This is a genomic window from Streptomyces sp. NPDC050121 (assembly GCF_044460385.1).
Classification (GTDB): Bacteria; Actinomycetota; Actinomycetes; order Streptomycetales; family Streptomycetaceae; genus Streptomyces; species Streptomyces soliscabiei.
On the sequence record NZ_JBITJV010000029.1, the window covers coordinates 33,104 to 51,503 of the forward strand.

At 71.2% G+C, this 18,400-nt stretch carries 14 protein-coding genes; 6 read left to right on the forward strand and 8 right to left on the reverse strand.

Features of this window, described 5'->3' with window-relative positions; translation table 11 throughout:
• Nucleotides 1-10: 10 nt before the first annotated feature.
• A complete protein-coding gene (locus tag ACIBTS_RS34250) occupies nt 11-625 on the reverse strand; it encodes a TetR/AcrR family transcriptional regulator (RefSeq protein ID WP_079662980.1) in 615 nt (204 codons plus the stop codon).
• A gap of 15 nt (nt 626-640) precedes the next feature.
• A complete protein-coding gene (locus tag ACIBTS_RS34255) occupies nt 641-1,426 on the reverse strand; it encodes an SDR family oxidoreductase (protein ID WP_319338664.1) in 786 nt (261 codons plus the stop codon).
• Between the two features lie 48 nt (nt 1,427-1,474).
• Between ACIBTS_RS34255 and ACIBTS_RS34260 the strand changes: the two genes are divergently transcribed.
• Together ACIBTS_RS34260 and ACIBTS_RS34265 are read left to right on the forward strand one after the other, a co-directional pair.
• Nucleotides 1,475-2,614 carry an acyl-CoA dehydrogenase family protein gene (locus ACIBTS_RS34260; protein ID WP_399324611.1) on the forward strand — a complete coding sequence of 380 codons (1,140 nt, stop codon included), beginning with the start codon at nt 1,475-1,477 and terminating at the stop codon, nt 2,612-2,614.
• Complete coding sequence (locus ACIBTS_RS34265) at nt 2,614-3,624, forward strand: acyl-CoA dehydrogenase family protein (RefSeq protein WP_399324612.1); 1,011 nt, start codon at nt 2,614-2,616, stop codon at nt 3,622-3,624. The genes ACIBTS_RS34260 and ACIBTS_RS34265 overlap by 1 nt, the downstream gene beginning before the upstream one ends.
• Before the next feature lie 140 nt (nt 3,625-3,764).
• Here the strand turns inward: ACIBTS_RS34265 and ACIBTS_RS34270 are convergent, their stop codons facing one another.
• Nucleotides 3,765-4,256: an FBP domain-containing protein gene (locus tag ACIBTS_RS34270; protein WP_399324613.1), complete on the reverse strand. Its 492-nt coding sequence runs from the start codon at nt 4,254-4,256 to the stop codon at nt 3,765-3,767.
• Nucleotides 4,257-4,373: 117 nt separating this feature from the next.
• Between ACIBTS_RS34270 and ACIBTS_RS34275 the strand changes: the two genes are divergently transcribed.
• Nucleotides 4,374-4,946, forward strand: a complete 573-nt coding sequence (locus ACIBTS_RS34275) for a TetR/AcrR family transcriptional regulator (RefSeq protein ID WP_399324614.1) — start codon at nt 4,374-4,376, stop codon at nt 4,944-4,946.
• A 66-nt stretch (nt 4,947-5,012) separates the two neighbouring features.
• On the opposite strand, the gene ACIBTS_RS34280 is transcribed toward ACIBTS_RS34275, so the two are convergent.
• Nucleotides 5,013-6,686: a cytochrome bc complex cytochrome b subunit gene (locus tag ACIBTS_RS34280; RefSeq protein ID WP_399324615.1), complete on the reverse strand. Its 1,674-nt coding sequence runs from the start codon at nt 6,684-6,686 to the stop codon at nt 5,013-5,015.
• Between the two features lie 85 nt (nt 6,687-6,771).
• Nucleotides 6,772-7,494, reverse strand: a complete 723-nt coding sequence (locus tag ACIBTS_RS34285) for a VWA domain-containing protein (RefSeq protein WP_319338674.1) — start codon at nt 7,492-7,494, stop codon at nt 6,772-6,774.
• Nucleotides 7,495-7,599: 105 nt separating this feature from the next.
• Here ACIBTS_RS34285 and ACIBTS_RS34290 point away from each other — a divergent pair, with 105 nt between their 5' ends.
• Complete coding sequence (locus ACIBTS_RS34290) at nt 7,600-8,412, forward strand: chitosanase (protein ID WP_319673381.1); 813 nt, start codon at nt 7,600-7,602, stop codon at nt 8,410-8,412.
• Between the two features lie 175 nt (nt 8,413-8,587).
• Here the strand turns inward: ACIBTS_RS34290 and ACIBTS_RS34295 are convergent, their stop codons facing one another.
• The 3 genes from ACIBTS_RS34295 to ACIBTS_RS34305 form a co-directional block, all read right to left on the reverse strand.
• Nucleotides 8,588-10,048, reverse strand: a complete 1,461-nt coding sequence (locus tag ACIBTS_RS34295; RefSeq protein ID WP_319673380.1) for a glutamate synthase subunit beta — start codon at nt 10,046-10,048, stop codon at nt 8,588-8,590.
• Entirely contained in the window at nt 10,041-14,663 is a 4,623-nt protein-coding gene (gltB, locus tag ACIBTS_RS34300; protein WP_399324616.1) for a glutamate synthase large subunit, read from the reverse strand. The genes ACIBTS_RS34295 and gltB overlap by 8 nt, the downstream gene beginning before the upstream one ends.
• Nucleotides 14,664-15,047: 384 nt before the next feature.
• Complete coding sequence (locus tag ACIBTS_RS34305) at nt 15,048-15,779, reverse strand: VIT1/CCC1 transporter family protein (protein WP_399324617.1); 732 nt, start codon at nt 15,777-15,779, stop codon at nt 15,048-15,050.
• Between the two features lie 270 nt (nt 15,780-16,049).
• Between ACIBTS_RS34305 and ACIBTS_RS34310 the strand changes: the two genes are divergently transcribed.
• On the forward strand, nt 16,050-17,093 hold the full coding sequence (locus ACIBTS_RS34310; protein WP_399324618.1) for an ADP-ribosylglycohydrolase family protein: 1,044 nt from the start codon (nt 16,050-16,052) through the stop codon (nt 17,091-17,093).
• On the forward strand, nt 17,009-18,394 hold the full coding sequence (locus tag ACIBTS_RS34315) for an ADP-ribosylglycohydrolase family protein (protein ID WP_399324619.1): 1,386 nt from the start codon (nt 17,009-17,011) through the stop codon (nt 18,392-18,394). Before ACIBTS_RS34310 ends, ACIBTS_RS34315 begins: the two co-directional genes overlap by 85 nt.
• Nucleotides 18,395-18,400 lie beyond the last annotated feature (6 nt).

Sequence of the window (18,400 nt, forward strand, 5' to 3'; positions counted from 1 at the left end):
GTTGAATCGGCTATTCACGTACGGCGATCCCGTCCAGCACCATCGACAGGTACTGCCGGGCGATCTCCTCGGGGCTGTGCTGTCCGCCGGGCCGGTACCAGGACGCGGCGACCCACACCGTGTCGCGGACGAACCGGTAGGCGAGCCGGACGTCGAGGTCGGCGCGGAAGGCCTGCTCGGCGACCCCGCGCTCCAGCGTGGACAGCCACGCCTTCTCGAACCGGCTCTGTGAGTCGGCGAGGAACGCGAACCGTTCCTGCGCCACGAGCTGTCTGCTCTCCTTCTGGTAGATCGCGACGGCGGCGCGGTGCCGGTCGATCTCCCGGAACGACTCGGTGACCAGGGCTTCCAGGGTCTGGCGGGGGCCGAGGCGGGCGGCGAGCACGGCGTCGTAGCCGCCCCACAGCTCGTCGAGGAAGGTGCGCAGGATCTCCTCCAGCATCGACTCCTTGGAGTCGAAGTGGTAGTAGAGGCTGCCCGCGAGCATGCCCGCGTGGTCCGCGATCTTGCGCACGGTGGTGGCGTTGTAGCCCTGCTCGGCGAAGACCTCGGCGGCGGTGTCGAGGAGTTCGGCGCGGCGCGCGGGCGCGGCGGTCACCTGGGGCTTCTTCTTCGTAGGAGGCACGGGTCCATTGTCGTCCTAGGCGTGCTGGCTGCTGACGGGGACGACCTCGCCCGTCATGTACGACGAGTAGCCCGACGCGAGGAACACGATCACGTTGGCCACCTCCCAGGGCTCGGCGTACCGCCCGAAGGCCTCGCGTCGCGTCAGTTCCTCCAGCAGGTCGGGCGAGGTCACCTTCACCAGGTGCGGGTGCATGGCGAGGCTGGGCGCGACGGCGTTGACGCGGATGCCGTACGGGGCGGCCTCGATCGCCGAGCACCGGGTCAGCGCCATCACGCCGGCCTTCGCGGCGGCGTAGTGGGCCTGTCCGGCCTGGGCGCGCCAGCCGATGACGGAGGCGTTGTTGACGATGACGCCCCCGCCGGTCCCGCGCATCAGCCGCAGGGCCGCCCGCGTGCAGCGGAACGTGCCGTTCAGTGTCACGTCGAGCACCCGGGACCACTGTTCGTCGCTCATGTCGACGAGGTCCGAAGTGCCGCCCAGACCGGCGTTGTTCACGACGATGTCGAGGCGGCCGTGCAGTCGTACGGCGGTGTCGAAGAGGGCCTGTACCTGGCTTTCGTCGGTGACGTCACAGGGGAGAGCCGCCACCGCCCCCTCGAACTCACCGGCCAGCCGGGCCTCGTGCTCCTTGAGCCGGCGCGTGTGCGCGTCGCTGATCAGCACGCGCGCGCCCTCCTCCAGGAAGCGGCGCGCGGTGGCCCCGCCGATCCCGGCGCCCGCGGCGGCCGTGATGACGGCGGTACGCCCGCTGAGCAGCCCGTGCCCGGGTTCGTACGCCGGGCTCTCGACGCCTGTCATGGGGCCACGCTAACCTACCAAACACTTGTTAGGGAAGGAGTGTCGCTGATGGACCTCGACCTCACACCAGCCGAGGAGGCATTCCGCGCCGAGGCCCGCGCCTGGCTGCACGCGCACGTGCCGTCCGCTCCGCTCCCGTCGCTGGAGACCGGGGAGGGCTTCGCGGCGCACCGCGCGTGGGAGGCCGAACTGGCCGCGGACCGCTGGTCGGCGGTGAACTGGCCCGCGCGCTACGGCGGGCGGGACGCCGGGCTGATCCGCTGGCTGGTCTTCGAGGAGGAGTACTACGCGGCGGGCGCGCCGGGCCGGGTCGGCCAGAACGGCGTCAGTCTGCTCGCGCCGACCCTCTTCGACCACGGCACGGAGGAACAACGCGCGCGCGTGCTGCCGCCGATGGCGACCGGCGAGGTGGTCTGGGCGCAGGCGTGGTCGGAGCCGGAGGCGGGCTCGGACCTGGCCTCGCTGCGCTCCCGGGCGGTCCGCGCGGACGGCGGCTGGCGGTTGAACGGCCTCAAGACGTGGTCGTCGCGGGCGGCCTTCGCCGACCGCGCGTTCGGCCTGTTCCGCAGCGACCCGGCGGCTCCCCGTCCGCACCAGGGCCTGACGTACCTGATGTTCGACCTGCGCGCGCCCGGCGTCACGGTCCGTCCGATCGGCCGCCTCGACGGAAAGCCGGCGTTCGCCGAGCTGTTCCTGGACGAGGTGTTCGTGCCGGACGAGGACGTGATCGGCGTGCCCGGTGAGGGCTGGCGGGTGGCCATGTCCACGGCAGGCAACGAGCGGGGGCTGACGCTCCGCTCCCCCGGCCGCTTCCTCGCCGCCGCGGACCGCCTCCACCGCCTCTGGCTGGACAGGGGCCGACCCGCCTGGGCCCAGGACCGGGTCGCCGACGCGCTGGCCGGCGCCCGCGCCTACCAGCTCTTCGCCTACGCGGCCGCGTCCCGCTTCCTGGACGGCGAGTCGATCGGCCCGGAGTCCAGCCTGAACAAGGTCTTCTGGTCCGAGTACGACATCGCGCTGCAGGAGACGGCCCTCGACCTGCTGGGCGAGGAGGGCGAGTCGGCGGACTCCGCCTGGGCCGAGGCCTATGTGTTCGCCCTCGCCGGACCCGTCTACGCCGGCACGAACGAGATCCAGCGCGACATCATCGCCGAGCGTCTGCTCGGCCTGCCGAAGGGCCGCCGCTGATGCGTTTCCTCCTGGACACCGAACAGCGGGCGTTCGCCGACTCCCTGCACGCCATGCTGACGGCCGCCGCGACGCCCTCGGTCGTACGGGACTGGAGCCGGGGCGAGCAGGCGAGCGGGCGTGCCCTGTGGGCGCGGATCGCCGAGGCCGGCGTCTTCGCCCTGGCGATCCCGGAGGCGCACAAGGGCCTGGGGCTGCGGCCGGTCGAACTGGCCGTCGCCTTCGTGGAGTTGGGGCGGCACGCGGTGCCGGGTCCGCTGGTGGAGACGGTGGCCGCGGCGGCCCTGTTGCCCGATCCGGGCCCCGCCGAGCGGTTCCTCCCGGCGCTGGCCGCGGGCGAGTCGATGGCGACGGTGGCGTACGAGGGGGCGTACGCGCTGGACGGTGACACGGCGGCCGTGCATCTGGCCCTGGGCGCCGACGGCCTCCGTCTCGCGCCCGGCCACGACGGCACGGTGCGTCCGTCGCTCGACCCCGCCCGCCGTCTGACCCGCCTGCTGCCGGGCGGTGAGCTCCTGGCCGCGGACCCGCCCGTGCGGCGCGCCCTGCGCTGGGCCCGCCTCGCCACCGCGGCGCAGGCGCTGGGCGTGGGCCTCGCACTGCTGGAGCGGACCGTGGCCCATGTGGGGCAGCGCGTGCAGTTCGGGGTGCCCATAGGCTCGTTCCAGGCGGTCAAGCACCGGCTGGCGGACGCGAAGATCGCGCTGGAGTTCGCCCGGCCCCTGGTCCTGGGCGCCGCCGTCACGATGGCGCCGGCGGATGTCGCCGCCGCGAAGGCGAGCGCCTGCGAGGCGGCGTACACGACCGCGCGCGCGGCGCTCCAGCTGCACGGCGCGATCGGCTACACGGCGGAGTACGACCTGTCGCTCTGGCTCACCAAGGCCCGCGCCCTGCGCACGGCATGGGGCGCCCCGCAGGACTGCCGGGCGGAGATACTGAACGGCCGCGCCTGGGGCCTGTCCGGCGGACCAGGTCGCAGGAAAGCAGCGGCGCCTGATCGACGCAGGTGAGCGGGGAATGGTGCGTGCAGCTGCAAGGCGGAGGAAGGCGTCGACGCGATGGGAGTCCTCCCGCCCGAGCGCAGCCAAGAGTGGGGGAGGGCGCACCATTCCCCGCGTCTGCGGCATGATCCGCCGGACAGGCCCTAGCCTCAGCCGGTCACCTTGGCGATGAACCCGGCGAGGTTCGCGACGGTCCGCTCGATCTTCTCCTCCAGCGTGATCGTCTCGTGCAGCCGCGCCCCGACCCCCGCGTCCCGCTTGCCGCGCACATACAGCGAGCAGGCGAGGTCGCTGCAGATGTAGGCACCCACGGAGTTGCCCTGCTGGCCGGCCCGGCCCGCCTTCGGCGCGACCATCAGCGAGACGCCCCCGGAGTGGGTGGTCAGGCACAGCGTGCACATGCTGCGCCGGGTCTGCCAGGAGCCGGAGGCGGAGGAACGCAGCGCCAGGGCCTTCAGCCGGCCGTCCAGCTCGACGGCGAGATAGGCCCGGTCGGGGGCCTGGGGATCCCGCCAGCCGAGGTAGTCCAGGTCGTCCCACGGCTGCTCGGCCAGGTCGCGCGGCACGGAAAGGCGCTTGGCCTCCCCCTTGGTGCAGTTCACGAACGCGGCACGGATCTCTTGCTCGGTCAACGGCTTCATAGACGCAGGCTAATTTGCCTAGGTCTCCTAGGCAAACGCTTAAATTGTTTCGGCAGATCGGCACGGCACCTCAGGACATGGCAGGGTGGCGTCGGTGATCGAAACGGGAGGACGGCCATGGGGCGCGTAGGGCTGAGCACGGAACGCCTGGTCCGGGCGGGAGCGGAGCTGGCCGACGAGGTCGGCTTCGACCAGGTGACCGTCTCGGCGCTCGCCCGGCGCTTCGACGTCAAGGTCGCGAGCCTGTACTCGCACGTGAGGAACTCCGACGACCTCAGGACCCGGATCGCCCTGCTCGCCCTGGAGGAACTCGCCGACCGGGGCGAACTCGCGCTGGCCGGCCGGGCCGGCAAGGACGCCCTGACGGCCCTGGCCGACGTCTACCGGGACTACGCCCGCGAGCACCCCGGCCGCTACGCCGCGGCCCAGCTGACACTCGACCCGCAGGCGGCGGCCGCGAGCGCGGGCGGGCGTCACGCCCGCATGACCCGGGCGATCCTGCGCGGCTACGACCTCACCGAGCCGGACCAGACGCACGCCGTGCGCCTGCTGGGCAGCGTCTTCCATGGCTACGTCAGTCTGGAACTCGGCGGCGGCTTCAGCCACAGCGCCCCCGACACCCAGGAGAGCTGGACGCGGATCCTCGACGCGCTCGACGCCCTGCTGCGCACCTGGCCGCCCAAGGAATGACCGAGCAGGGGCCGGTCGACGGGTACGGCCGACTCAGCGCCCGTACCCGTACCCGCGGCCGTGCCGCTACCCGTGCCCCGGCCCGTGCCCGTCCCCGTCGGTCAGTTCGCGGTACTCCTGCGGCGTCGGCTTCGGGATGTGGCTGTCGGCACCGAACATGGCCCGCGCCAGCCGCGCCCGCACCCGCTGGGACACCGTGACCGGCCGGCGCACGCCGTTGTGGTCGACGAGCGGCCCGATCTCGTACGGCGGGGCCTGCTCGTGCTGGGTGAGAGTGAACAGCCGGGCCCGGTCCAGGGGCTCGTGGACCTCCATGTACTCGCCGTGCGGGAGACGCTTGAGGCGGCCGGTCTCACGGCCGTGCAGCACCTTGTCCCGGTCCTGGCGCTGCAGCCCGAGGCAGATCCGCTTGGTCACCATGAAGGCGACGACGGGCCCGACGAACACGGACACCCGCACGAACCAGGTGATCGAGTTGATGGACAGATGCAGATGCGTGGCCACGATGTCGTTGCCGCCGCCGATCAGCAGCACCACGTACAGGGTCAGCCAGGCCACGCCGAGGCCGGTGCGCACGGGCGCGTTGCGCGGCCGGTCGAGGATGTGGTGTTCCCGCTTGTCGCCGGTGATCCACGCCTCGACGAACGGGTAGAGGCCGATGGCGAGCAGGATCAACGGGAACAGCGAGAACGGGATGAGGACGCCCAGCTCCAGGGTGTGGCCCCAGGCGTTGATCTCCCATCCCGGCATCACCCGGATCAGCCCCTCGGAGAAGCCGAGGTACCAGTCGGGCTGGGCGCCGGTCGTCACCAGGTCCGGCCGGTACGGTCCGAACGCCCACACGGGGTTGACGCTGGCGATCCCGCCCATCACCGCCAGCACGCCGAAGACCAGGAAGAAGAACCCGCCCGCTTTCGCCATGTAGACCGGCATGAACGGCATGCCGACCACGCTCTTCTGGTCGCGGCCTGGCCCCGGGTACTGGGTGTGCTTGTGGAAGAACACCAGGATGAGGTGGGCGACGACGAGCCCCAGCATGATCCCGGGCAGCAGCAGGACATGGATCGGGAAGAACCGGGAGATGATGTCGTGGCCAGGGAACTCCCCGCCGAAGAGGAAGAACGAGATGTACGTCCCGACGATCGGGATGGACAGGATCGCGCCGTCGGCGAACCGGACGCCGGTGCCGGAGAGCAGGTCGTCGGGGAGCGAGTAGCCGGTCAGGCCGGTGAGGATGCCGAGGAACAGCAGCAGCCAGCCGAACAGCCAGTTGACCTCGCGCGGCTTGCGGAACGCGCCGGTGAAGAACACCCGCATCATGTGCACGAGCATGCCGGTGACGAAGACCAGCGCCGCCCAGTGGTGGATCTGCCGGATCAGCAGCCCGCCGCGCACGTCGAAGCTGATGTGGAGCGTCGACTCGTACGCCTTGGTCATCGTGACGCCGTTGAGCGGGACGTACGAGCCGTGATAGACGACCTCGGCGCTGCTCGGCTCGAAGAACAGGGTGAGGTAGACGCCGGTGAGGAGGAGGATCAGGAAGCTGTAGAGGCAGATCTCGCCCAGCATGAAGGACCAGTGGTCGGGGAACACCTTGCGCAGGTTGGCCTTCGCCAGCGCGTACAGTCCCAGCCGTCCGTCGGCCCAGTCGGCGAGCCTCTCGCCCTTGCCGGGCTCCCCCCTCGTCCTCGGACTCCCGCTGTCCGCAGTCTCGTTCACCGTTCGCAGGCCGTCACTCATACGTCGCCGCCTCCCCGTCGGACCAACATCAGAGTGGCACGAAGGGCCCGCCGAGCCAACGGTGCGGACAGCAGCCGCTAAGCGGCTACGGCCGTACGATGCCCGCTGCGCGGGCGGCCACCAGCCACTTCGGGAACTCGCCCACGAGCCGGTCGTACAGCTCCGCGTCCGTCACCTTCGCCGGATCCGAACCGGCGTGGAAGAACCCGGCGTTGTCGACCGCCCGCTTCCCCGGCACGGGCAGCTCGTCGAGCTTGCGCAGGAAGTCGAACTGCTTGCTGCCCCGGTCGCCGAAGCCGACGAACTGCCAGAACAGCGGCAGCTTCGACGCCTTGCACAGATAGCGTTCCGCGGCGAGCTTGTTGATGGGGCCGCCGTCGGTCTGGAAGACGACGAGCGCCGGGTACGCCGAGCCGCTGTCGAGGTAGTGGTCGATGACGGCGTCCATGGCGAGGTGGTAGCTGGTCCTGCCCATGTGTCCGAGCCCGGCCACGATGCGGTCCACCCGCCCCCGGTGGTCGGCGAGGGCGATGTCGGTGACGGCGTCGACGTCGGTGGAGAAGAAGACCACCGGCACCCGGCCGTCGTCGTCGAGGTGCGCGGACAGCCCCAACACCCGGTCGGCGAGCGCCTGCACGCTGCCGTCCTGGTAGTACGGCTTCATCGACCCCGAGTAGTCGACGACGAGATAGACGGCGGCCCGCTGCCCGTCGAGACCGTGCTTGACGAGGGAAACCCCGGCGCTCTTGTACAGATCGACCAGCGCGGGGGCCGTCTCCTGCACCTTGGTGAGACTGATCGCGACCATGGCGCACAGCCTCCCACACCCACCTGGTTCGCCCTTTTGTTCATTCGGCTACGCATGAGTATGGAATGACAAGGAACGCGACATTCCGGCCTTAAAGTGTGCGCCATGAAACGTGCCGCCGCCCTGGTCTGCGCCGCCGTAGCGTCGACGGTGTACCTGCTCGCCCCCGCACAGCCCGCCCAGCCGACGCCCGGTGTCCTGGTCACGCCGCCGGGCCTCGCCGCCCCGGCGCAGAAGGAACTCGCCCAGCAGATCGTGGCCACCGCCGAGAACGGCACCCTCAACTGGCGCGCCGCTTACGGCTATGTCGAGGACATCGGCGACGGCCAGGGCTACACGGCGGGACTGATCGGCTTCTGCACCGGCACCCACGATCTGCTCGCCCTCGTCGAGGACTACACCCGGGCGCATCCGGGCAACGCCCTCGCCCGCTACCTCCCGGCGCTGCGCCGGGTCGACGGCACCGCCTCGCACGCCGGTCTGGACCCGGGGTTCCCGGCGGCCTGGCGGGCGGAGTCGACGGTGCCCGCCTTCCGCGCGGCCCAGGACGCCGAACGCGACCGCGTCTACTTCGACCCGGCGGTGCACCGCGGCCGGGCGGACGGCCTGGGCGCGCTGGGCCAGTTCATCTACTACGACGCGCTGGTCTTCCACGGCCCCGGCACGGGCCCGACCAGCTTCGAGGGGATCCGCGCCCGTGCGATGCAGCAGGCCCGCACCCCCGCGCAGGGCGGCGACGAGGCCGCCTACCTCAACGCCTTCCTCGACGCCCGCCGCCGCGCCATGCTGACCCGGCACCCCGGCATCGACACCTCCCGCGTCGACACGACCCAGCGCCGCTTCCTCCAGCAGGGCAACCTGGACCTGCGTCCGCCACTGCAGTGGCAGGTGTACGGGGAGACGTACCGGGTGCCGTAGGGCACGGTCCGCCGGTGCGCGGACATGCGACGGCGCCTGCCCGGTCGTCCGGTCGGGGACTGTGGGGCAGGCGCCGTCTCGGGGGGTCTGGGGGCCCGCGGCAGAGCCGCTTTCGTTGCTGCCCCCAGATATCCCGCCCGTACGCCTTTGTACGGGACGTTCTCTGGATGAACCGTCAGACCATCAGCGAGCGGTCCGTCGGGCGGATCGGGGCGGGCAGTTCGCTCGCGCCGGTCAGGAACCGGTCGACGCCGCGGGCGGCCGAGCGGCCCTCCGCGATCGCCCACACGATGAGGGACTGGCCGCGGCCCGCGTCACCGGCGACGTACACGCCGGGGACGTTGGTGGCGAAGTCGGCGTCGCGGGCGATGTTGCCGCGCTCGTCGAGCTCCAGGCCGAACTGCTCGACCAGGCCGTTCTCGCGGTCGGTGCCGGTGAAGCCCATGGCGAGGGTGACCAGCTGGGCGGGGATCTTGCGCTCCGTGCCCGGCTTCGGGGTCAGCCTGCCGTCGATGAACTCGACCTCGGTGAGGTGCAGCCACTGGACGTTGCCGTCCTCGTCGCCCTCGAAGTGGGTGGTGGAGACGGAGTAGACCCGCTCACCGCCCTCCTCGTGCGCCGAGGTGACCTTGTACAGCATCGGGAAGGTCGGCCACGGCTGGCCGGCGCTGCGCTCCTCGCCCGGGCGGGGCATGATCTCCAGCTGCGTGACGGAGGCCGCGCCCTGACGGTGGGCGGTGCCCACGCAGTCCGCGCCGGTGTCGCCGCCGCCGATGACCACGACGTGCTTGCCCTCGGCCGAGACGGGCGAGACCACGTAGTCGCCCTCCTGGACCTTGTTGGACAGCGGCAGGTACTCCATGGCCTGGTAGACGCCCTTGAGCTCGCGCCCCGGCACCGGCAGGTCACGGGCGGTCGTCGCGCCGGCGGCGATGACGATCGCGTCGTAGCGCTTCTTCAGATCGGTCCCCTTGAGGTCGCGGCCGATCTCGATGCCGGTGCGGAAGCGGGTGCCCTCCGCGCGCATCTGCTCGATGCGGCGGTTGATGTGCCGCTTCTCCATCTTGAACTCGGGGATGCCGTACCGCAGGAGACCACCGATGCGGTCCGCGCGCTCGTACACGGCGACGGTGTGGCCGGCCCGGGTCAGCTGCTGGGCGGCGGCCAGACCCGCCGGGCCCGAGCCGATGACCGCGACGGTCTTGCCGGACAGCCGCTCGGGGGCCTGCGGGGCGACGTCACCGGTCTCCCACGCCTTGTCGATGATCGAGACCTCGACGTTCTTGATGGTGACGGCCGGCTGGTTGATGCCCAGCACACACGCCGACTCGCACGGGGCGGGGCACAGACGGCCCGTGAACTCCGGGAAGTTGTTCGTGGCGTGCAGACGCTCGGAGGCCGCCGTCCAGTCCTCGCGGTAGGCGAAGTCGTTCCACTCGGGGATCAGGTTCCCGAGCGGACAGCCGTTGTGGCAGAACGGGATGCCGCAGTCCATGCACCGGCTGGCCTGCTTGCCGATGATCGGCAGCAGCGAACCGGGGACGTAGACCTCGTTCCAGTCCTTCAGACGCACGTCGACGGGACGGGACTTGGCGACCTCACGGCCGTGGTTCAAAAAGCCCTTCGGGTCAGCCATTGGTCGCCGCCTCCATCATCTTCTCGGTGATCTCGGACTCGGAGAGTCCCGCTCGCTCGGCGGCGTCCTTGGCGGCGAGCACTGCCTTGTACGTGCTGGGGATGATCTTGCTGAAGCGTTCCGCGGACGCGTCCCAGTCGGCGAGCAGCTTCTCGGCGACCGTCGAGCCGGTCTCCTCGGCGTGGCGGCGCACCACGTCGTGCAGCCACTGCTTGTCGCTGTCGTCCAGCGCCTCGACGGCGTCCAGGTTGCCGACGTTGACGTTGTCGCGGTTCAGGTCGATCACGTAGGCGATGCCGCCGGACATGCCGGCCGCGAAGTTGCGGCCCGTCTCGCCGAGGACCACCGCGTGACCGCCGGTCATGTACTCGCAGCCGTGGTCGCCCACGCCCTCGGAGACGACCGTCGCGCCGGAGTTGCGGACGCAGAACCGCTCACCGGTGCGGCCGCGCAGGAACAGCTCGCCGCCGGTCGCGCCGTAGGCGATGGTGTTGCCCGCGATCGTCGAGTACTCGGCGAGGTGGTCGGCGCCCCGGTCCGGGCGGACGATGACGCGGCCGCCGGAGAGGCCCTTGCCGACGTAGTCGTTGGCGTCGCCCTCCAGGCGCAGCGTGACACCGCGCGGGAGGAAGGCGCCGAAGGACTGGCCGGCGGAGCCGGTGAAGGTGATGTCGATGGTGTCCTCGGGCAGGCCCGCACCGCCGAACTTCTTCGTGACCTCGTGGCCGAGCATGGTGCCGACCGTGCGGTTGATGTTGCGGATGGAGACCTGGGCGCGCACCGGCTGGGCGTCGGTCGCCGAGTCCGCGGCCAGGGCGTCGGCGGCGAGCTTGATCAGCTCGTTGTCGAGCGCCTTCTCCAGGCCGTGGTCCTGCGCGACGACCTGGTGCAGCGCCGCGCCCTCGGGCAGGGCGGGCACGTGGAACAGCGGGGCCAGGTTCAGGCCCTGCGCCTTCCAGTGGTCGACGGCGCGCTCGACGTCGAGGACCTCGGCGTGGCCGACGGCCTCCTCGATCGAGCGGAAGCCCAGCTCGGCGAGGAGCTCGCGGACCTCTTCGGCGATGAACTTGAAGAAGTTCACGACGTATTCGGCCTTGCCGGCGAAGCGGTCGCGCAGCACCGGGTTCTGGGTGGCGATGCCGACCGGGCAGGTGTCGAGGTGGCAGACGCGCATCATGACGCAGCCGGAGACGACGAGCGGCGCGGTCGCGAAACCGAACTCCTCGGCGCCGAGCAGCGCGGCGATGATCACGTCACGGCCGGTCTTCAGCTGGCCGTCGGTCTGTACGACGATGCGGTCGCGCAGGCCGTTGAGCAGCAGCGTCTGCTGGGTCTCGGCGAGACCGAGTTCCCAGGGACCGCCCGCGTGCTTCAGCGAGGTCAGCGGCGAGGCGCCCGTGCCGCCGTCGTGGCCGGAGATCAGGACGACGTCCGCGTGGGCCTTCGACACACCCGCGGCGACCGTGCCGACGCCGACCTCGGAGACCAGCTTCACGTGAATCCGCGCCTGCGGGTTCGCGTTCTTCAGGTCGTGGATCAGCTGGGCCAGGTCCTCGATGGAGTAGATGTCGTGGTGCGGCGGCGGGGAGATCAGACCGACACCCGGGGTGGAGTGACGGGTCTTGGCGACCCACGGGTACACCTTGTGGCCGGGCAGCTGGCCGCCCTCGCCGGGCTTGGCGCCCTGGGCCATCTTGATCTGGATGTCGTCCGCGTTGACCAGGTACTCGCTCGTCACACCGAAGCGGCCGGAGGCGACCTGCTTGATGGCGGAGCGGCGCGCCGGGTCGTACAGGCGGTCCGCGTCCTCGCCGCCCTCACCGGTGTTGGACTTGCCGCCCAGCTGGTTCATGGCGATGGCGAGGGTCTCGTGCGCCTCCAGGGAGATGGAGCCGTACGACATGGCGCCGGTGGAGAACCGCTTGACGATCTCGGAGACCGGCTCGACCTCGTCGATGGAGATCGGCGCGCGGCCCGAGTTGAAGCCGAAGAGTCCGCGCAGCGTCATCAGGCGCTCGGACTGCTCGTTCACGCGGTCCGTGTACTTCTTGAAGATGTCGTAGCGGGCCGTGCGCGTGGAGTGCTGGAGGCGGAAGACCGTCTCCGGGTCGAACAGGTGCGGCTCGCCCTCGCGGCGCCACTGGTACTCGCCGCCTATCTCCAGGGCACGGTGGGCGGGCGCGATGCCGGACGCCGGGTAGGCCTTGGCGTGGCGGGCGGCGACCTCCTTGGCGACGACGTCGATGCCGACGCCGCCGATCTTGGTGGCCGTGCCGTTGAAGTACTTCTCGACGAAGGCGTCGTCGAGACCGACGGCCTCGAAGACCTGGGCGCCGCGGTAGGAGGCGACGGTCGAGATGCCCATCTTGGACATGACCTTCAAAACGCCCTTGCCGAGCGCGTAGATCAGGTTGCGGATCGCCTGCTCGGGCTCCATGCCGTCGAGGAAGGTGCCGGCGCGCAGCAGGTCCTCGACCGACTCCATCGCCAGGTACGGGTTGACGGCGGCGGCGCCGAACCCGATCAGCAGGGCGACGTGGTGGACCTCGCGGACGTCGCCGGCCTCCACCAGCAGGCCCACCTGGGTGCGCTGCTTGGTGCGGATGAGGTGGTGGTGGACGGCCGAGGTGAGCAGCAGCGACGGGATCGGCGCGTGCTCGGCGTCCGAGTGGCGGTCGGAGAGGACGATGAGGCGGGCGCCGTTGTCTATGGCGGCGTCGGCCTCGGCGCAGATCTCCTCGATGCGCGCGGCGAGGGCGTCGCCGCCGCCGTGTACCCGGTACAGGCCGGAGAGGGTCGCGGCCTTGAAGCCGGGCATGTCGCCGTCGGCGTTGATGTGGATGAGCTTGGCCAGCTCGTCGTTGTCGATCACCGGGAACGGCAGGGTGACGGTCCGGCAGGACGCGGCGCTCGGCTCGAGCAGGTTGCCCTGCGGGCCGAGGGAGGAGCGCAGCGAGGTGACCAGTTCCTCGCGGATGGCGTCCAGCGGCGGGTTGGTGACCTGCGCGAACAGCTGGGTGAAGTAGTCGAAGAGGAGCCGCGGGCGCGCGGAGAGCGCGGCGATCGGCGAGTCGGTGCCCATCGAACCGATCGGCTCGGCGGCGGCCTTGGCCATCGGCGCGAGCAGGACGCGCAGCTCTTCCTCGGTGTAGCCGAAGGTCTGCTGGCGGCGGGTGACCGAGGCGTGCGTGTGCACGATGTGCTCGCGCTCGGGCAGGTCGACGAGCTCGATCTCGCCGGCCTCGAGCCACTCGGCGTAGGGCTTCTCGGCGGCGAGGTTCGCCTTGATCTCGTCGTCCTCGATGATGCGGTGCTCGGCGGTGTCGACGAGGAACATCTTGCCGGGCTGGAGGCGGCCCTTGCGGACGACCTTGGCGGGGTCGATGTCCAGGACGCCGACCTCGGAGCCGAGGACGACGAGGCCGTCGTCGGTGACCCAGTAGCGGCCGGGACGCAGACCGTTGCGGTCGAGGACGGCGCCGACCTGGGTGCCGTCGGTGAAGGTGACGCAGGCCGGGCCGTCCCAGGGCTCCATCATCGTGGAGTGGAACTCGTAGAAGGCGCGCCGGGCCGGGTCCATGGAGTCGTGGTTCTCCCACGCCTCCGGGATCATCATCAGCACGGAGTGCGGCAGTGAACGGCCGCCGAGGTGGAGCAGTTCGAGCACCTCGTCGAAGGACGCCGAGTCGGAGGCGTCCGGCGTGCACACCGGGAAGATCCGCTCGATGGCCTTCTCGTCGGATCCGCTGTGCCCATGGTCGGCAGAGCCGAACAAGTCGGAGACGAGCTGCGACTCGCGGGCGCGCATCCAGTTGCGGTTGCCCTTGACGGTGTTGATCTCACCGTTGTGCGCGACGAAGCGGTACGGGTGCGCGAGCGGCCACGACGGGAAGGTGTTCGTGGAGAAGCGCGAGTGGACGAGCGACACGGCCGAGGCGAAGCGGCGGTCGGACAGGTCCGGGAAGAAGGGTTCGAGCTGGCCGGTGGTCAGCATGCCCTTGTACACGATCGTCCGCGCGGACAGCGAGGGGAAGTAGACGCCGGCCTCGCGCTCGGCGCGCTTGCGCAGCACGAACGCCATGCGGTCGAGGTCGATGCCCTGGGAGGCGCCGTCGGTCACGAAGACCTGGCGGAAGGCGGGCATCGTGGAGCGGGCGGTGGCGCCGAGGAGCTCGGGGGCGACCGGGACCTCGCGCCAGCCGAGGACGGTGAGGCCCTCGTCGTCGGCGATCGTCTCGATCTGCGAGACGGCGTCCTGCAGGCCGTCCTCCGGGAGGAAGGCGATACCGACGGCGTAGCCGCCGGCCTCGGGCAGCTCGAAACCGGCCACCTCGCGGAAGAAGGCGTCGGGGACCTGGGTGAGGATGCCCGCGCCGTCGCCGGAGTCCGGCTCGGAGCCGGTGGCGCCGCGGTGTTCGAGGTTGCGCAGAACGGTGAGCGCCTGCTCGACCAGCGTGTGGCTCGCCTCACCGGTGAGGGTGGCCACGAAGCCGACGCCACAGGCGTCGTGCTCGTTGCGGGGGTCGTACATACCCTGCGCAGCAGGGCGAGCATCCATGAAAGACCAGTTCTGGCCATTCGCGGAATGCTGGGACGGCTGGCGCGGCGTACGCATCGGCTCTCCCGTCGTCGTCTCAAGTGGCATATCTGGCGTGCGAAGGGACGACGTTGGCCCTCTGCGTGAGCGCAAAATTTCGTGCAGGTTACATGATGGAGCGGTTCTCGGGAACCGGATACTCCGTTCCAACATGCGGACGCCACGAGCTCGCGAAAGGGGTCTCGCGCACGTGGCTGAAAGTTATATGGGGGCCGGACGGGACGAGATCGATCAGATCGGTGTCCGTCGGCCCGGAAGGCGGGGAGAGCGGCGTCGTTCACCCCGCAAGTGCGCCGCAGGCGTCATTGCCCACAGCGCTTACGGCTCATGCCCGCTGGTTAAGCATCCGAAACCAGTCAGTAACGACTACTTATACGGCCCATCGCATACGTAGCAGCCGATCTATCCTACGGCCGTTCCGAACAAAGTGCCCAGGACGTACGTCACACCCGCCGCCGCGCCTCCGAGTGCGAGCTGCCGCAGTCCACTGAACCACCAGGTCCGCGCGGTCACCCGGGCCACCACGGCACCGCAGCCGAACAGCCCGAACAGCGCCAGCAGCACGGCCGGCCACAGCGAGGCGGCCCCCAGAAGATACGGCAGGACGGGCAGCAGCGCGCCGAGGGCGAACGCCCCGAAGCTCGACACGGCGGCGACCAGCGGCGAGGGCAGATCCGAGGGATCGATGCCCAACTCCTCACGGGCGTGTATCTCCAGGGCCTGCTCGGGATCGCGCGAGAGCTGCTGCGCGACCTGCCGGGCCAGCTCGGGCTCAACGCCCCGGGACTCGTACAGTGCGGCGAGCTCGGCCTCCTCGTCCTGAGGGTGCTTCCTCAGCTCCGCGCGCTCCACATCGAGCTCGGCCTCGACGAGCTCACGCTGCGAGGCGACGGAGGTGTATTCGCCGGCGGCCATCGAGAAGGCGCCTGCGGCGAGACCGGCGAGCCCGGTGATGACGATGGTCTGCTGGCCGACGGACCCGCCGGCGACACCGGTCATCAGCGCGAGGTTGGAGACCAGGCCGTCCATCGCCCCGAACACGGCGGGCCGCAGCCAGCCACCGTTGACGTCCCGGTGCGTGTGGTTGTCGCGGTGCGCCTCGTGCAGTGTGGCTTCGGTCTCGATGATGGCCATGAAGATCCCCCAGATAGCTAAGGCAAAGCTAACTTTAGACAAGTTCCAATCTATGACAGCGCCAAAGATACGCGCCCGCATTCCCGCTCGCCAGCAAGGCGAGGATGCCCTAACCTGCACCTTTACCCTCGATTGCTCATTCGATCGGAGTGCCGCCCATATGTCGACCGGGTGACATGAGGAGGTTTCAAGCTCAGGTCAACCGCCGATGGTGGGACACATCCGCAAAGGGTTCCGCGCCCGTGCGGGCCCCCGAGGGAGAGGCCGTGCATGGCATCGATCCGTGAACGGGCCCGCGGCGCCCTACTCGGCCTCGCCGTGGGAGACGCACTCGGCGCACCCGCCGAGAACATGAAGCCCTCCGAGATCCGCGCCCGCTGGGGCCGCATCACGGGCTACGTCAGCGAGAAGCCGGCCGGCACGGACGACACGGAGTACGCGATCTTCTCCGGCCTGCTACTCGCCCGCCACGGCTCCGCACTCACCCCGGCCCACGTGGAGGCAGCCTGGCATCAGTGGATCGCCGACCGCGACGAGGGCCCCTTCCGCGGCGCCGGCTTCAGCGAACGCGGCACCCTGGAGAACCTCCGCCGAGGCCTCGCGGCGCCCATCTCGGCACAGCACCGGCACGCCTGGAGCGACGGTCTGGCGATGCGCGCGGCCCCCTTCGGCGTCTTCGCCGCGGGCCGCCCGGCCGAAGCGGCCCGTCTGGTCGCGATCGACGGCGCGGTCAGCCACGACGGCGAGGGCATCTACGGCGGCCAGGCCGTCGCGGCGGGCGTGGCGGCGGCGATGGCCGGAGCGCCGGCGATCGCGGTCGTCGCCTCGGCGCTGGCGGTGATCCCCGAGGACTCCTGGACGGCCCGTTCCCTGCGCCGGGCGGTGACGGTGGCCCACCGCGGCGAACGGGCGGTCCGCTCCGCCGTCGTCATCGGCGGCTACCCCTGGACCGACCTGGCCCCCGAAGCCGTCGCCCTCGCCTTCGGCGCCTACGCGGCGGCCGACGGCGACTTCCGCGAGGCCGTCCTCACCGCCGTGAACATGGGCCGCGACGCCGACACGACGGCGGCGGTCGCCGGGGCGCTGGCCGGCGCGAGCCGGGGCGTCTCGGCGATCCCCCCGCAGTGGGCGGCCGCCATCGGCCCGGCCCGGGGCAGCTGCCTGCCCTCGATGGCCGGCCACCACGTCCTGGACGTGGCGGAGCTGCTGGTACCCGAAGAGGGCGGCAAATGGGGCGAGGGCATGATCGCCGAGGACCTCGTCCCGACCCTGATCACCCTGCCGACGACCGACGCGACGGAGGCACGACGGTGAAACCACCGGCCCCATGGGACGAGGGAACGGCCTCGGCGACGACGACACTCCCGAACACCCCCGCAGCCGCCGACGGCGGCACGGCCCCCGAGGGGCCACCCGCACCCGACGACGAACGTTCCACGGCCGGCGCGGGCGGGAGCAACAGGGCCGAAGGCGCAGCCGAGGCCGTGTCGACCCGAACCCGCCCTCACCGAGTCGAAGGCCTCCTGCTCGGCCTGGCCGCGGGCGACGCCGCAGGCTGGCCCGCCGCCCGCCACCGAGCCGCCCGCATGCCCGAGTGGACACGCCGCCTCACCCGAGAACTCGACACCTTCGCCGAACACAACGCCACCACCACCCTCCCCGTCCCCATCGCCCTCAACCAACCCCCCGAACCCCTGCGCCTCGGCCCCTCCGACGACGCCGAGTGGGCGGCGTTCGCCGCCGAGGCGGTCCTGCGGGCGGGCGACGACACCGCCCTCGGCGACCTCAGCCGGGAACGCCGGATGCGCGCCGCCATCGACCTCACCTGGAACGCGATCGCCGGCGAGGTCGCAGCGGCGGCCGACCGCGCGCCCGAGGTCGAGTCCGCCGTCCTCCCGCTGCGCGCCCGCATCTCCGTCCGCGCCGGCCTCGGCAACCTCGCCGCCGGACTGCGACCGCCCGCCACCGGCCACGACAACCCCCACTACTTCGACGACGCGGCCTGCGTACGCGCCTGCGTCCTCGCGGTGGCCCACCCCGGCGCCCCCCGACTCGCCGCCGACCTCGCCGAGTTCGACGCCCGCTACACCCAGGACGGCGACGGCGTGCACGGCGCCCGCGCAATGGCGGCGGCCCTGGCGCTGGCCCTCGTCGGCGCGGACCCCGCCGCCTGCGTCACCGCGGCCCTCGCCGAACTCCCCGACCACACCGAGATCGGCCGCAACGCCCGCCACGCGCTCGACCTGGCCCACGACGCCGTCAGCGCCTTCGCGCTCATCCCCCTCCTGGAACACCAGATCGTCGACCACGTCTACAGCTACGGCATCGCGGCGGCGGAGACGGTCCCGGTGGCCTTGGCGCTGGTGACGGCGGCCGGCGGCCGGATCGCCGAAGCGGTGCCGGCGGCGGCCTGTCTCTCCCGGGTCGCGGACTCGGCCCCGGCCCTCGCGGGCGCGCTGACGGGCGCGTTGGGCGGCGGCCCCGCGATCCCGGCCGCGTGGCGCGACAGCTGCCGCACCCTCTCCGGCTGCGTACTCCCCCGTCTCACCGGCACCGACCTGGTGGAACTCGCCGAACTCCTGGAAGCCACACAACCGGCCCCACCAGGGGGATGATTCGGC

Coding starts and splice junctions, on each gene's coding strand:
- ACIBTS_RS34255 (WP_319338664.1), bottom strand. CDS start 1,426: ATGACAGGCGTCGAGAGCCCGGCGTACGAACCCGGGCACGGGCTGCTC.
- ACIBTS_RS34260 (WP_399324611.1), top strand. CDS start 1,475: ATGGACCTCGACCTCACACCAGCCGAGGAGGCATTCCGCGCCGAGGCC.
- ACIBTS_RS34265 (WP_399324612.1), top strand. CDS start 2,614: ATGCGTTTCCTCCTGGACACCGAACAGCGGGCGTTCGCCGACTCCCTG.
- ACIBTS_RS34270 (WP_399324613.1), bottom strand. CDS start 4,256: ATGAAGCCGTTGACCGAGCAAGAGATCCGTGCCGCGTTCGTGAACTGC.
- ACIBTS_RS34275 (WP_399324614.1), top strand. CDS start 4,374: ATGGGGCGCGTAGGGCTGAGCACGGAACGCCTGGTCCGGGCGGGAGCG.
- ACIBTS_RS34280 (WP_399324615.1), bottom strand. CDS start 6,686: ATGAGTGACGGCCTGCGAACGGTGAACGAGACTGCGGACAGCGGGAGT.
- ACIBTS_RS34285 (WP_319338674.1), bottom strand. CDS start 7,494: ATGGTCGCGATCAGTCTCACCAAGGTGCAGGAGACGGCCCCCGCGCTG.
- ACIBTS_RS34290 (WP_319673381.1), top strand. CDS start 7,600: ATGAAACGTGCCGCCGCCCTGGTCTGCGCCGCCGTAGCGTCGACGGTG.
- ACIBTS_RS34295 (WP_319673380.1), bottom strand. CDS start 10,048: ATGGCTGACCCGAAGGGCTTTTTGAACCACGGCCGTGAGGTCGCCAAG.
- gltB (WP_399324616.1), bottom strand. CDS start 14,663: ATGCGTACGCCGCGCCAGCCGTCCCAGCATTCCGCGAATGGCCAGAAC.
- ACIBTS_RS34305 (WP_399324617.1), bottom strand. CDS start 15,779: ATGGCCATCATCGAGACCGAAGCCACACTGCACGAGGCGCACCGCGAC.
- ACIBTS_RS34310 (WP_399324618.1), top strand. CDS start 16,050: ATGGCATCGATCCGTGAACGGGCCCGCGGCGCCCTACTCGGCCTCGCC.
- ACIBTS_RS34315 (WP_399324619.1), top strand. CDS start 17,009: ATGGGGCGAGGGCATGATCGCCGAGGACCTCGTCCCGACCCTGATCAC.